At 71.6% G+C, this 13,052-nt stretch carries 15 protein-coding genes; 5 read left to right on the top strand and 10 right to left on the bottom strand.

Features of this window, described 5'->3' with window-relative positions; genetic code table 11:
- From E1281_RS29345 to E1281_RS29360, 4 genes are all read right to left on the bottom strand, one after another.
- Positions 1–518 (bottom strand): hypothetical protein (locus E1281_RS29345; RefSeq protein WP_243717531.1); only part of this gene is annotated, 518 nt, incomplete at its 3' end.
- A gap of 132 nt (positions 519–650) precedes the next feature.
- Complete coding sequence (locus tag E1281_RS29350) at positions 651–1,169, bottom strand: hypothetical protein (RefSeq protein ID WP_131882958.1); 519 nt, start codon at positions 1,167–1,169, stop codon at positions 651–653.
- A gap of 106 nt (positions 1,170–1,275) precedes the next feature.
- Positions 1,276–2,460 carry a C40 family peptidase gene (locus E1281_RS29355; protein ID WP_131882959.1) on the bottom strand — a complete coding sequence of 395 codons (1,185 nt, stop codon included), beginning with the start codon at positions 2,458–2,460 and terminating at the stop codon, positions 1,276–1,278.
- A 209-nt stretch (positions 2,461–2,669) separates the two neighbouring features.
- Positions 2,670–4,655 (bottom strand): thioredoxin domain-containing protein, encoded by a 1,986-nt coding sequence (locus tag E1281_RS29360; protein WP_131882960.1) that lies wholly within the window; start codon positions 4,653–4,655, stop codon positions 2,670–2,672.
- Between the two features lie 104 nt (positions 4,656–4,759).
- Here E1281_RS29360 and E1281_RS29365 point away from each other — a divergent pair, with 104 nt between their 5' ends.
- Positions 4,760–5,146, top strand: coding sequence for an MFS transporter (locus E1281_RS29365; protein ID WP_165959163.1), 387 nt, complete (start codon positions 4,760–4,762; stop codon positions 5,144–5,146).
- Positions 5,147–5,194: 48 nt separating this feature from the next.
- Here the strand turns inward: E1281_RS29365 and E1281_RS29370 are convergent, their stop codons facing one another.
- Together E1281_RS29370 and E1281_RS29375 are read right to left on the bottom strand one after the other, a co-directional pair.
- Complete coding sequence (locus E1281_RS29370) at positions 5,195–6,550, bottom strand: NAD(P)/FAD-dependent oxidoreductase (protein WP_131882962.1); 1,356 nt, start codon at positions 6,548–6,550, stop codon at positions 5,195–5,197.
- A complete protein-coding gene (locus E1281_RS29375; protein ID WP_131882963.1) occupies positions 6,543–7,511 on the bottom strand; it encodes a ribonuclease Z in 969 nt (322 codons plus the stop codon). Before E1281_RS29375 ends, E1281_RS29370 begins: the two co-directional genes overlap by 8 nt.
- An 86-nt stretch (positions 7,512–7,597) precedes the next feature.
- On the opposite strand from E1281_RS29375, the gene E1281_RS29380 reads away from it, so the two are divergent.
- Positions 7,598–8,077, top strand: a complete 480-nt coding sequence (locus E1281_RS29380; protein ID WP_243717532.1) for a pyridoxamine 5'-phosphate oxidase family protein — start codon at positions 7,598–7,600, stop codon at positions 8,075–8,077.
- Between the two features lie 25 nt (positions 8,078–8,102).
- Here E1281_RS29380 and E1281_RS29385 read toward each other — a convergent pair whose 3' ends face one another.
- From E1281_RS29385 to mca, 3 genes are all read right to left on the bottom strand, one after another.
- Positions 8,103–8,708: a tetratricopeptide repeat protein gene (locus E1281_RS29385; protein WP_131882964.1), complete on the bottom strand. Its 606-nt coding sequence runs from the start codon at positions 8,706–8,708 to the stop codon at positions 8,103–8,105.
- A gap of 61 nt (positions 8,709–8,769) precedes the next feature.
- Entirely contained in the window at positions 8,770–9,018 is a 249-nt protein-coding gene (locus E1281_RS29390) for a hypothetical protein (RefSeq protein ID WP_131882965.1), read from the bottom strand.
- The gene (mca, locus tag E1281_RS29395; RefSeq protein WP_131882972.1) at positions 9,018–9,881 is read right to left on the bottom strand and encodes a mycothiol conjugate amidase Mca; all 864 of its coding nucleotides are present in this window, start codon (positions 9,879–9,881) and stop codon (positions 9,018–9,020) included. The genes E1281_RS29390 and mca overlap by 1 nt, the downstream gene beginning before the upstream one ends.
- 186 nt (positions 9,882–10,067) lie before the next feature.
- Between mca and E1281_RS29400 the strand changes: the two genes are divergently transcribed.
- Together E1281_RS29400 and greA are read left to right on the top strand one after the other, a co-directional pair.
- Positions 10,068–10,439, top strand: a complete 372-nt coding sequence (locus tag E1281_RS29400; RefSeq protein WP_243717533.1) for a DUF4307 domain-containing protein — start codon at positions 10,068–10,070, stop codon at positions 10,437–10,439.
- Between the two features lie 216 nt (positions 10,440–10,655).
- On the top strand, positions 10,656–11,156 hold the full coding sequence (greA, locus tag E1281_RS29405; RefSeq protein ID WP_131882967.1) for a transcription elongation factor GreA: 501 nt from the start codon (positions 10,656–10,658) through the stop codon (positions 11,154–11,156).
- A 60-nt stretch (positions 11,157–11,216) separates the two neighbouring features.
- Here the strand turns inward: greA and E1281_RS29410 are convergent, their stop codons facing one another.
- Positions 11,217–11,726: an Lrp/AsnC family transcriptional regulator gene (locus E1281_RS29410; RefSeq protein ID WP_131882968.1), complete on the bottom strand. Its 510-nt coding sequence runs from the start codon at positions 11,724–11,726 to the stop codon at positions 11,217–11,219.
- Positions 11,727–11,854: 128 nt separating this feature from the next.
- On the opposite strand from E1281_RS29410, the gene hppD reads away from it, so the two are divergent.
- On the top strand, positions 11,855–12,946 hold the full coding sequence (gene hppD / locus E1281_RS29415; RefSeq protein ID WP_131882969.1) for a 4-hydroxyphenylpyruvate dioxygenase: 1,092 nt from the start codon (positions 11,855–11,857) through the stop codon (positions 12,944–12,946).
- Positions 12,947–13,052 lie beyond the last annotated feature (106 nt).

Raw genomic sequence — 13,052 nt, forward strand, 5'->3', positions numbered from 1 at the left:
GCATGGGTCGCCTCCGCGAGCACATCGGCGAGAAACCGGGCCAGGTCGGCGGACGTGAGCACGGCGCGGACCCCCCGTCCGCCCGCGCCCCACGCCTCCACGACGGCCCGCCGCGCGACCCGCCACCGGCCCGCCGCGGACTGCTGCCGGCCCACCCAGACCGAGGACGTGCGCAGCGCGCAGCGCAGCTCGCCGGTGCTCAGCACGTCGCCGCGGTCGCGGTACCGGAACGCGAAGAGCTCCGGCTCGCGGGACGGGTCGCCCGGTGACGGGTCGGGGAAGCGGTCGTCGGGGTCGGGCCAGCGGACGGCCTGAGGCGATCCGTCCGCCCTGGCCGCGTCCACCCGGGCGGCGAGGCCGGCCAGGAAGTACCCGCACCGCTCCCCCACCGCGCCGAAGGAGTCGCCGTCGCGCCACAGCTCCAGCGTGATCTCGAACGGGGTGCCGCCGCGGTCGAGCGAGGCGATCGGGACCACCGCGAGGTCGGAGCCGTCCAGGCAGCGCAACCCGCTCGCCACCGGACCACCCCCTTCCTCGCACCGTCCGCTTCCAAGGCACATTAGGCCAGGTCATCCCCATGATCACACCCAGTGATCATCGAGATCCGGTAATGCCCCGGGGCGGTCGTCCCGCCGTGGCGGGGGGCGCGGTCAGGCGCGCGGGCCGGCGGCGCGGGCGCGCTCGACGTACTCGAGCGCGGTGCGCAGCTCGGAGAGCCACTCGTCGGTGTTCTTACCGACGAGCCGCACGCACCAGGCGAGCGCGTCGCTGCGGCTGCGGGCGACCCCGGCGTCGACGAGGGTGTCCAGGACGCGGCGCTCGTGCTGCCGGAGGCGCGTCATGACTGGCACCGAGAGCGTGGTGAACATCTCCCGCTCGTCGCCGCACTGGACGCCCCAGGAGACCTTGTAGCCGAAGCGCTGCTCGGCCTCGCGGGCGATGGCGACGCGGCGCTCGCGGGTGTCCTCGCGGAACCGCTGGACGTGCCCGGCGATCACGCCGGCGCGCTCCGCGTCGGACACCTCGGCGGTGGCCGGTTCGGGGAGGCGGCCGACGACGCTGACCTCCTCGCGGTCGAGGACGACCTCGGGCGGCCCTTCGAACCAGGCCTCGGGGAGCCGCCCGGAGAACCAGCCGCGCAGCTCCTCGGCCGCTTCACTCGTATTCATGTAATCGAAATTACAACCTAAAACCCCACCGCGCCAGAGCGGCCCGCGGTTCGGCGCCCGACACGAAGAAGCCGGGCCCTCAGGGGCCCGGCTTCCCGCTGGAGCTTCAGCGGTTCATGGAAGAGACATGCCTCGGGCTGACGCGGACGGCACCGCGCATGTTGCGGGTGTAGACGTTCTGGACCTGCACCACGGTCCCCCTGCGCGGAGCGGCGATCATCTTGCCCTCGCCCAGGTAGAGGGCGATGTGCGAGATGTAGCCGGGTGCGGTCGGGTCGTTGGCCCAGATCAGCATGTCGCCCGGCTCGGCCTTGCCGTAGGGGATGACCCAGCCGGTCCGCGCCTGGTCGGCGGCGACGCGCGGGAGGCGGATCCCGGCCTTGGCGAAGGCGTACTGCATGAGGCCGGAGCAGTCGTAGCCGCCCTCGGCCTCGGACTCGCCGCCCCACACGTACGGCCAGCCGAGCCGCGTGTAGGCGGCCTTGATCACGGTCCGCACCTGCTGGGCGGTCATGACCTGCCCGTTCGCGTTCGCCTCGGGCACCTCGCCCGTCTCCGGGAAGTCGATCTCCGGGTTGACCGCGACCGCCTTGGCGCTCTTGGGCAGGACCTTGCGGAGCTTCTTGATGAACGCCTTCGGCTCGGCCTTCGGGACGCTGATCAGCATCGCGTTCCCGGTGGGCATGCCGAGCGCCTTCGCGGTGGAGTGCGAGATGACCGCGTCGACGTCGCCGATGCCCATCGTGGCGTACGCGCCGACGCGCATCGGCGACTGCCGCCGCTTGCCGCCGACGGGGACCTGACTGCCGAGCTCGACGCCGCCGTCGCTGCCCATCGTGAACGAGATCGCCACGTCGCCGGACGCCACGTTGCGCCACAGCGAGTCCGACTTGGCGGTGGGCTTCGGCGTGTAGTTGCGGAACGTGGAGGGGTTGACACCCATCAGCCCGACCTGCTTGCCGGCGACCACGCCCTGCACGGCGTCCACGACCTCGACGCCCTTCACGCCCTTGGCGCCGCGGACCTTCTGGACCACGTCGGCGGGCAGCGTGGACGGCGCGGCGACCATCACGTGCGGCTCCAGCCGCTTGCCGAGGGGCGCGACCGCCGTCGGCGACACGCTCATGGCGCCGGAGGCGGCCACGTAGCGGGCCCGCTGCTCGGCGGCGGCGGGCGTGCCGACCGGTTCGTCGCCGCCGCGGACGACGAGAACGGTGACGTTGGCGGCAAGGGTCGTGACGACCGAAACACCGATGATCGTCGGCAGTACCCGGCGGTTCGGCTTCGCCACAGCCACACTCCTCGAAAGGTCGCCCCTGACCCGATCCTGACCCGCTGAGACACGACTATGGCTCAGACGGCGGGCCACCGTCCAGATACCCGGCCGATCGCCCCGCACCCTCGTCCGCCGCGCCCCATTGAGTCAGCCCGGGCCCTGCTACCCAGTGGTAACACCAAGCGTTGACGAGATCAAGGTCACAGTGCCACAAAAGTGGACGGTCAGTCCAATTGCCCGCGCAGTTCGCGGGTCAGATCGGCCGTGGACGTCACGGGCCGCCGGCACACGAAGCCCCGGCAGACGTAGGCCGCCGGCACCTCGTCCACGAGCCCGCGCCCCTCCAGCAGCGGAACGCCCTCCGCGTCCGGCGGGCCGACGCTCACCACCGCCCCCGGCGCGACCGACATCAGCGCCGTCCGGTGCAGCGCCCCGGTGCGCTCGTCGTCCGGATCACCGATCACCGCGATCTCCACCGGACCCGTCGCGTGCGCCTCCGCCACGGCCAGCCCCCAGCCCGCGAACCGCGCGTGCTTGCCGGCGAGCGCCGCCGCCGGGGCGAGCGCGGCCTCGGCGGCCTGCCGGTGCCGGTCCGACGCGGTGAGGGCGGCGAACGAGGTCAGCGCCCCGGCCGCCGCGAACTGCCCCGAGGGCGTCGCGTTGTCGGTCGGGTCCTGCGGGCGCCGGAAGAGCCGCTCCGCGTCGTCGGCGGTGTCGTAGAAGCCGCCGTCCCCGTCCCCGAACCGTTCGAGGACGGTGTCGAGCAGCTCACCGGCCAGCCGCATATGACGCGGATCCCCGGTGACGCCGTGCAGGGCCAGCAGGCCCTCGGCCACGTCGGCGTAGTCCTCCAGGACACCGGCGTTCGCGCCGGCCGCCCCGTCCTTGGACGTCCGCGTGAGCCGCCCGTCCCGCACGTGCACGTCGACCAGCAGACGCGCCACCTCCTCGGCCGCCCGGACGAGGTCCGGCCGGCCGAACAGCGCGCCGCATTCGGCCAGTGCGGCGATCGCGAGCCCGTTCCAGGCCGCGACCACCTTGTCGTCCCGCGCAGGCGGGACCCTGTGCGCGCGGGCCGACAGCAAGGCCGTCCGCACACGCTCGTACCGGTCGACGTCCTCGGGGTCACGGAGGAGTTGCAGTACCGACGTGCCGTGCTCGAACGTCCCGGTCACCTCGAACAGGCCCTCGGCGAACGCCCCGTCCTCCTCACCGAGAACCTCGCGCAACTGCCCCGGCGTCCACGCGTAGTACTTGCCCTCGACGCCCTCGCTGTCGGCGTCCAGGGCGGACGCGAGACCGCCCTCGTCCGTCCGGAGGTCGCGCAGCATCCAGTCGCAGGTCTCCAGCGCCACCCGCCGCGCGAACGGCGTCCCGGTCGCCCGCCACCAGTGCGCGTAAACCCGCGCCAGCAGCGCGTTGTCGTAGAGCATCTTCTCGAAGTGCGGGACGCCCCACCCCGCGTCGACCGAGTACCGGGCGAACCCGCCGCCGAGCTGGTCGTACAGGCCGCCCCGGGCCATCGCCTCCAGGGTGTGCCCGGCCATCGCGAGCGACTCCTCGCCACCCGTCCGCGCGTGGTGGCGCAGCAGGAACTCCAGCGCCATCGACGGCGGGAACTTCGGCGCACCCCCGAACCCGCCGCGCGCCGCGTCGTAGGACCCGGCGAGCACCTTCACCGCGTGCGCGAGCATCTCCTCGCCGGGTGCCCGCGTCCCCGCGAGCCCGGACCCCCGCGACGTCAGCGCCTCGACGACCTGCTGCCCCTGCCCGACCACCTCGTCACGCCGCTCCGCCCACGCCTTGTCGACGGCCTGCAGCAACGCCCGGAACTGCGCCGGCGGGAAGTACGTCCCGCAGTAGAACGGATGCCCCTCCGGCGTCATGAACACCGTCATCGGCCACCCGCCCTGGCCGGTCATGGCCTGGGTCGCCTCCATGTACACGGCGTCGATGTCCGGCCGTTCCTCCCGGTCCACCTTGATGTTCACGAACAACTCGTTCATGACCCGCGCGATCTCGCCGTCCTCGAACGACTGATGCGCCATCACGTGGCACCAATGGCAAGCGGCATATCCGACAGAAAGGAGTACCGGAACATCTCGCCGACGCGCCTCGGCGAACGCCTCCTCGCTCCACTCCCACCAGTCGACCGGATTCTCGGCGTGCTGCAACAGGTACGGGCTTGTCGCGTCCTTGAGCCGGTTCATGCCACCGATCCTGCCCGATCAGGTCGCCACGTCACTCCTTCTCCCGGGATGTCCCGCCTCAGGCGGCTCCCGGGCATTGCCATCGTGGGGGCGGGCGTGCTCAATTGGGGACCCGGCGGACCTGGACGATCGCCGCCGTGGTGCTGGTCTGGTCGCTGCTGACGGTCGGCAGCGGGCTGGTGCAGTCGTACGCGACGCTGTTCGCCGTCCGGGTCTTCCTCGGCAGCGCCGGGCTGCTCTACAACCCGTCCGGCTCCAGCCTGATCGCCGACTACTATCCCGGCTCCGGACGCGCCCGCGCGTTCGGGCTGGAACGCTTCGCCTACTTCTCCGGACTCCCGCTGGGCATCATGCTGGGCGGCGCGCTGGCCCAGGCGTTCGGCCGGCGGGCGATGTTCTTCCTGGTCGCCGTCCCGGGCGTCGTCATCGCGCTGCTCTGCTGCGCGGCGCCTTCACCGTGCTGCTGCTCCCGCTGCTGGCCGGGACGCTGATCACCTTCGGCGGCCGCCGCCACTACGGCGCCGACGCCGCCCGCGCCCTCAAATAAGGTCCGCCAGGGCGGTTTCGAGGGCGCGGTGGAAGGTGGGATAGGCGTAGATCATCTCGCGGAGGGCGGTGGTCGGGGCCTCGGTGTGGACGGCCACCGCGAGGGCGCCGAGGATCTCGCCGCCGGACGGGCCCACGGCGGTGGCGCCGACCAGGGTGCCCCACTCGGTGTTCTCGATGAGCTTGATGAAGCCGTCGTTGCCGACCTTGTGGATCCAGCCCCGCGGTGACTCGGGAAGCTTGGCGATGCCCGTGCGGACGGGAAGGTTCTGGTCGCGGGCCTGGGCCTCGGTCAGGCCGACTGACGCGATCTCGGGGTCGGTGAAGGTGACCCGCGGGACAGCCCGGTAGGAGGCGGGCGAGCCCTCCTCGCCGAGGATGTCGCGGACGGCGATGGCCGCCTGGTACATGGAGACGTGCGTGAACTGGCCCATGCCGGTGATGTCGCCGATCGCCCATACGCCGTCGGCGGCGCGCATGTGGCCGTCGACGGCGATCTGGCGGGCGTTCTCGTCCAGGCCCACGTTCTCCAGGCCGAGGCCCCTGAGGTTGGGACGGCGGCCGGTCGCGATCAGGAGACGCTCGGCGGCGAGGGTCTCGTCGCCGAGGTTCATGCCGAACTCGTCGTTCTCGTAGGTGACCGCGGTGACGTCCACTCCGGTGCGGACGCCGATGCCTTCGCGTTCGAAGACGTCGCGGAGGAGTTCGCCGGATTCGGGTTCCTCGTTGAGCAGCAGGCGGTCGGCGGCCTCGACCACGGTGACGCGGCCGTCGAAGCGGGAGAACACCTGCGCCAGCTCGGCGCCGACGACGCCTCCGCCGAGGACGATGAGCGACTCGGGCGCCCGGGTGGCCTGGACGGCCTCGCGGTTCGTCCAGTACGGGGTGCCGTCGAGGCCGTCGATCGGCGGGGCCGTGGGGGCGGTGCCGGTGTTGAGGACGATGCCGCGGCGGGCGCGGAACACGCGGCCGTTCACCGTGACCTCGCCGGGGCCGGTGATGCGCCCCTCGCCCCGGACCAGCTCCGCGCCCTTGCCGGTGAGGCGGTCGGCGGCGACCTTGTCGTCCCACGAGTCGGTCGCCTCGTCGCGGATCCGGGCCGCCACCGGCGCCCAGTCCGGGCGGACGGTCGAGTCGCCCGCCATCCCCGGGACGCGGCCGCCCTCGGCGAGGAGCCCGGCGGCGCGCACCATCATCTTGGTGGGGACGCAGGCGTAGTACGGGCATTCGCCGCCCACCAGCCGCGACTCCACGCCGACGACGGACAGGCCCGCCTCGGCGAGCTTCCCCGCCGCCTCCTCTCCCCCTGGGCCGAGTCCGATCACCACGACATCGACTTCGTCAGCCATGTGGTGTGTCCTGCCCACGTTGCCGGTCGGTTAGGCGGCGCGGCGGCATGGGAATCCGATCGAGATCGTGAACGAGAGTGATCTCGCCCTCGAAGACGGCTGAGACCTCGTCCGCGAAGCGGTGTTCGTCCTCGGCGCGGTACCGCTCGGAGAAGTGCGTCAGGACCAGGCGCCGGACACCGGCCTCCGCCGCGACGGTGGCCGCCTGGGTCGAGGTGAGGTGGCCGTACTCGGTGGCGAGGGCGGCGTCCTCGTGCAGGAACGTGGACTCGATGACGAGCATGTCCACCCCGTCGGCCAGTTCCCGGACGCCGTCGCAGAGCCGGGTGTCCATGACGAAGGCGACCTTCTGGCCGGGGCGGGGGACGCTGCACTCCTCGAGCGTGACCGTCCGGCCGTCCGGGGCGGTGACCTGACCGTCCTCCTGGAGCCGCCTGACCAGCGGGCCCCGCACGCCCCGCGTGGCCAGTTCGGCGGGCAGCATCGTACGGCCGTCGGGCTCCTCCAGCCGGTAGCCGTACGCCTCGACCGGGTGGGACAGCCGCCGAGCGACGAGGGTGAACGGGGCGCCGCCGGTGTCGAGCGGCATCCGCTCCCCCGAGACGGGGCGCTCGCGGACCACGTCCGTGTCCCGGAAGGCGGCCGCGTTCCGCAGCCGGTCCCAGTAGGTCCGGCCGCTCGCCGGGAACGCCGCGTCCACCGGGTGCTCGACGCCGTCGCGGGCGATGCGCTGGACGACGCCGGGCACGCCGAGGCAGTGGTCGCCGTGGAAGTGGGTCACGCAGATCCAGGTGACGTCGTTCGCCGAGACCCCGGCGTGCGCCATCTGCCGCTGCGTCCCCTCGCCGGGGTCGAACAGCAGGCCGTGGCCGTCCCAGCGCAGCAGGTAGCCGTTGTGGTTCCGGACCCGGGTGGGCACCGCGCTGGCGGAGCCGAGGACGATGAGATCGCGAACCGACATGCCCCCATGGTGCCGGGCGCGGGGGCATGCAAGCGCTTGGTTATTCTGTCCGCGTTCGCAGGCGAGCAGCGTAAGGGAGGCCCCCGGTGGCCGGGAGCAGCAAGCGCGAGAAGATCAAGATGGCGCCCGACGAAGTCGCGTCCTATCTCGCCGACAACTACAAGGTGCAGGTCGCCACGGTCGGCAAGGACGGCGAGCCGCACCTGGTGACGATGTTCTACGCGCTGTTCGAAGGAAAGATCGCCTTCACGACGTACAAGGCGTCGCAGAAGGTGCTGAACCTGCGCCGCAACCCCACCATGACGTGCCTGGTCGAGGACGGCGTCGAGTACAACGAGCTGCGCGGTGTGGCCCTCTACGGCCGCGGCCTCGTCATCGAGGACCCCGAGCCCCGGAGCAAGGTGGGCATGGTCGTCGGCTCCCGCATGGCGGGGCTGCCCGTCCCGAAGCTGGGCGAACCGATCGACCCGGTCGTCGCCGAGGGCATCGAGCAGGCGATCGCCAAGCGCGTCCTCATCGTCATGGAACCCGACCGGGTCGTCAGCTGGGACCACCGCAAGGCGTGACCCCGTCAGCGGGTGAGGCGGGCCGTCAGGAGGTGAGGGCGGCGCGGCGCTCGGCCACCCCGGCGGCCTTCGGGCTCGGAATCGACTCGTAGAGTTCCACGGCGCGGTCCAGGGCGGCGCCCTCGGCGGCGCGGTCTCCGCGCTGCCGGGCGGCGTCGGCGATGTGGACGAACATCCCGGCCTGCTGGTCGACGGCGTTCTCCTTGCGGAGGATCTCCAGGGCCTGGCCGAAGAAGTTGATGGCCGCGACGGGGCGGCGCGACCGCAGATACGCCTCGCCGAGGCTCGTGAGGGCGCGGGCGCGGCCCGTCCGGTCGGGCTCGGGGAGCGCGGCGAACTCGTCCGGGAGCGGGCCGAGCATCTCGATCGCGCGGCCGGTGTCGCCCGTCCGGATCAGCGCGCGGGCAAGGTTGTGGCGGGCCAGCAGGACGGTGTGCCGGTCGCCGTCGCGCTCGGCGACGCGCAGCGTCTCCTCCAGGACCTCCGCCGCCTCCGCCCAGCGTTCCCGCTCCAGGAGCGCCAGGCCCTCGGCCTCGACCTCTCCCTCGCCTGCGGCCGTGGCGGCGAGGTGGTGGTCGAGGGCGCGGCGGAGCGCGGCGTCCCGGTCGGAGTCCTCGAAGTTCGCACGCACGTCGAGGGTCCTCCCCGGACGCGGCCGGATCCAACCGAGCCGGGGCGGTTCAGGGGGCGGTTCAGGCTTCGTCGGAGTCGGCCGCCTTGGAACCGGCGGCCTTCCGCGCCTCGGCGCGCTCCCACTCCTCCTGCGCCAGGTCGGCCTCCCGCGGCGCCTGGATCTTCTTCATCTGCTTGGTCATCGAGCGGATGAGGAAGACGGTGGCGGCCACGAGGGCGAGGAAAACCCCGAAGCCCAGGAAGCCCGGGGTGACCGTGTCGTCGTTCAGCGGGATGGCGCCGACCTGCACCGCGGTGAGGGAAAGCACTACAGACACACCTTTTCCCGGATGCCGGCGAACAGGTCGTCCTCCGGCAGCTCGGTGTCGATGAGGGACCTGGCCAAATGGTAGTCCTCGGTCGGCCATGCCTCGCGCTGGACGTCCAGCGGGACGACGAACCAGAAGCCGTTGGGGTCGATCTGGGTGGCGTGCGCGAGGAGGGCGCGGTCCCTGGTCTCGAAGTGGTCGGCGCAGGGGACGCGGGTGGTCGTCTCCCACGTCGCGCGCTTCTCGCTCTCCTCGTCGAAGCGCTTGATCCAGTCCTCGTAGGGCGACTCCAGGCCGGCCTTCTCCATCGCGGTGTGAAGGGCGAGGATGCGCTCCTTGTTGAAGGTCAGGTGGTAGTAGAGCTTCAGCGGCTGCCAGGGCTCGCCCGTGCCGGGGTAGCGCTCCGGGTCGCCCGCGGCCTCGAACGCCTCCACCGACACCTCGTGGCACTTCACGTGGTCGGGGTGGGGGTAGCCGCCCTTCTCGTCGTAGGTGAGCATCACGTGCGGGCGGAACTCGCGGACCGCGCGCACCAGCGGTTCGGACGCGCTCTCCAGCGGCTCCACCGCGAAGCAGCCCTCCGGCAGGGGCGGCAACGGGTCGCCCTCGGGGAAGCCGGAGTCGACGAAGCCGAGCCAGCTCTGCCGGACGCCGAGGATCTCGCGGGCCCGCGCCATCTCGGCCTCGCGCACCTTGCCGATGTCGGCCTTGACCTCGGGACGGTCCATCGCCGGGTTCAGGATGTCGCCGCGCTCGCCGCCCGTGCAGGTGACCACGAGGACCTCGACTCCTTCCGCGACGTACCTGGCCATCGTCGCCGCGCCCTTGCTGGACTCGTCGTCGGGATGGGCGTGCACCGCCATGAGACGCAGCGGCTCGCCGCCGCCCGGCCGTTCGAGCGTCGATTCGTCGAGGACCTCGGACACCTGGGGTTCTCCCTTTCGGACCCTGAGAAGCGGCCCCGGTTCGAGGCACGCGCCATGACAGACGAGAATTGTCCCTGACAACGTCCGCACACCGCACGGAGATTCCCCGCCATGACAACGAGCGTGCCGAAGACAGCGGAACCCGCGGAGACCAGGCGGAGGCGGCTCGGGCTGGTGGTCATCGGCGTGTTCGTGGCGGTGGCGGCGGGCGGCTTCGGGGTCATCACCGTGCACGCGGGCCAGACGCCGGGCATCGTCTCCCAGACGGTCACCTACGACATCACCGACACCACGGTCGAGATCAACTTCTCGGTGGCCAAGGGCGAGGGCGACGAGGTGCGCTGCACGGTGGACGCCTTCGACAAGAACTTCGAGGTGCTCGCGCAGAAGGAGGTCGTCGTGCCGGTGGGAACGTCCGACCTGAAGGGCACGGAGACGCTGCAGACGCCGCGGCGGGCGACCGGGGCCAGGATCCACGGCTGCCGCACGGCCTGAGCCCCTGGTGAGCGTCCCGCGGGACGCCCACCCGGCCGCCGATACGCGGGGTGAAGGCCAAAATACGATTGGCGGGTTGCAGGCGCCGACTTCAGGGAACCTTTACCCGCACACACCGGATAGGCTAGAGGTTTCACCCGGCCGCACTTCATGTCGATGTGACACCCGTCTGCCACGGGCGGGGCGACGATCGCAACATGTGGATGAGGAGTACCCGTGACCGAGACCCGCGCTGACAACGTCACCTGGCTCACCCAGGAGGCGTACGACCGGCTCAAGGCTGAGCTGGAGCACCTGTCGGGCCCGGGCCGCATCGAGATCGCTCAGAAGATCGAGGCGGCGCGGGAGGAAGGCGACCTGCGCGAGAACGGCGGCTACCACGCGGCCAAGGAGGAGCAAGGCAAGATCGAGGGCCGCATCCTCCAGCTCCAGGGCATCCTGGAGAACGCGCGCGTCGGTGAGGCGCCGCGGACCGAGGGCGTGGTCGGCCCCGGCATGACCGTCACGATCTCCTTCGAGGGCGACGACGAAGAGGTCACGTTCCTGCTCGCGTCCCGCGAGGAGGTCGGCGCCCCCATCGACGTCTACTCGCCCAAGTCGCCGCTCGGCGCGGCCATCAACGGCAAGAAGGTCGGCGACAAGGCCACCTACTCGCTGCCGAACGGCCGCAGCATGACGGTCGAGATCCTCGACGCCACCCCCTACGGCGCCGAGTGACCGCCCGCGCTTAGGAGCGCGGCGCTGGAGGGCGGGGGGGTCGCTGCACTCCGCATCCGATCAGCCCGGGGGGCGACCCCCGGGCTTTCCTTCGGCCGCGGCGCGGACCAGCGGCAGGGTCCGGTAGGCGACCTGGGTGGCCAGCGAGATCACCGAGGACGCCCGCTCCACGCCGGCCACGTCCACGATCACGTCGATGACGCGCTGCAGGTCGGTGTTGCTGCGCGCGACGACGCGGCAGAGCATGTCGCCGGGGCCGGTGATCGTGTGCGCCTCGATCACCTCGGGCACCTGCGCGAGCCGTGCGGCGACCGGATCGTGCCCGCTGTGCCCCCGCCCCTGGCTCTGCCTGATCTGCAGCGTCACGAACGCCGTCACGCCGTAGCCGAGGGCGGCGGTGTCGATCTCCGGGCCGTGGCCAGCGATGACGCCGTCGCGGGCCATCCGGTCGAGCCGCGCCTGGACGGTGCCGCGCGCGACCCCGAGCCGCCGGGACGCCTCCAGGACGCCGACGCGGGGTTCGGCGGTGAACAGCTCGATCAGCCGGCCGTCCAGTTCGTCGATCGCCACGGCACCCTCCGGCGGTCGTGGTCACCCTGCACAGAGCGACCGGTGGAGTTCGCTTTTCACTGTACAGATTGACCAGTAAATCAAGTCACTCTTGCACAGCTTGTAGCCGCACGCCGAGATTGGTCGGCATGGATGAGTTTCCGGTCAAGGGCATGGACGCCGTCGTCTTCGCCGTCGGCAACGCCAAGCAGGCCGCCCACTACTACTCGACCGCGTTCGGCATGCGCAGGGTCGCCTACCGCGGCCCGGAGAACGGCAGCCCCGACGAGGCGGTGCACGTGCTGGAATCGGGCGGCGCCCGGTTCGTGCTCCGCGGCCCGGTCCGGGCCGGTACCGAGATCGGGCGGCACATCGCCGAGCACGGCGACGGCGTCGTCGACCTCGCGATCGAGGTACCGGACGTCGAGGCCGCGTACCGGCACGCGCTCGCGAAGGGCGCGACCGGCGTGCAGGAACCGCACGTCATGGAGGACGAGCACGGCAAGGTGACGGTCGCGGCGATCGCCACCTACGGTGAGACCCGCCACTCCCTGGTCGACCGGTCGAACTACACCGGCCCGTACCTGCCGGGGTTCGCGCCGGCGGGCCCGATCGTCGAGCCGCCGGAGAAGCGGTACTTCCAGGCGATCGACCACTGCGTCGGCAACGTCGAGCGCATGGACGAGTGGGCGGAGTTCTACCACCGGGTCATGGGGTTCACCGACATGGCCGAGTTCGTCGGCGACGACATCGCGACCGAGTACTCGGCGCTGATGTCCAAGGTCGTCGCCGACGGGAAGCGCAAGGTGAAGTTCCCGCTGAACGAGCCGGCGCGGAGTACGCGCAAGTCGCAGATCGAGGAGTACCTGGAGTTCTACGGCGGGCCGGGCGTCCAGCACATCGCGCTCGCCACCAACGACATCGTCGCGACCGTCGACCGGATGCGCGCCGCCGGCGTCGAGTTCCTGGAGAGCCCCGACTCCTACTACGAGGACCCGGAGCTGCGCGAGCGCATCGGCGAGGTGCGGGTCCCGATCGAGGAGCTGCAGAGGCGCCGGATCCTCGTGGACCGGGACGAGGACGGCTACCTGCTGCAGATCTTCACCAAGCCCGTCCAGGACCGCCCGACGGTGTTCTTCGAGATGATCGAGCGCCACGGTTCGCTGGGCTTCGGCAAGGGCAACTTCAAGGCGCTGTTCGAGGCGATCGAGCGCGAGCAGGAGCGCCGCGGCAACCTGTGACCCACCGGACCCGGTAACGGGCACACTTGGGGTTCATGAGCGAACCGCCCCACACTCCCCGGCCGTCGGACGGCGGCTGGCAGCCCCCGGACGCGCGGTCTTCCGG

Source organism: Actinomadura sp. KC345 (genome assembly GCF_004348515.1).
In the GTDB taxonomy this organism is placed as follows: domain Bacteria; phylum Actinomycetota; class Actinomycetes; order Streptosporangiales; family Streptosporangiaceae; genus Spirillospora.

What these genes read in the sequence shown, in the direction of transcription:
- E1281_RS29350 (WP_131882958.1), bottom strand. Translation starts at nt 1,169, where the DNA reads ATGAATACGAGTGAAGCGGCCGAGGAGCTGCGCGGCTGGTTCTCCGGG.
- E1281_RS29370 (WP_131882962.1), bottom strand. Translation starts at nt 6,550, where the DNA reads ATGGCTGACGAAGTCGATGTCGTGGTGATCGGACTCGGCCCAGGGGGA.
- E1281_RS29360 (WP_131882960.1), bottom strand. Translation starts at nt 4,655, where the DNA reads ATGAACCGGCTCAAGGACGCGACAAGCCCGTACCTGTTGCAGCACGCC.
- mca (WP_131882972.1), bottom strand. Translation starts at nt 9,881, where the DNA reads ATGGCGGTGCACGCCCATCCCGACGACGAGTCCAGCAAGGGCGCGGCG.
- hppD (WP_131882969.1), top strand. Translation starts at nt 11,855, where the DNA reads ATGGATGAGTTTCCGGTCAAGGGCATGGACGCCGTCGTCTTCGCCGTC.
- E1281_RS29375 (WP_131882963.1), bottom strand. Translation starts at nt 7,511, where the DNA reads ATGTCGGTTCGCGATCTCATCGTCCTCGGCTCCGCCAGCGCGGTGCCC.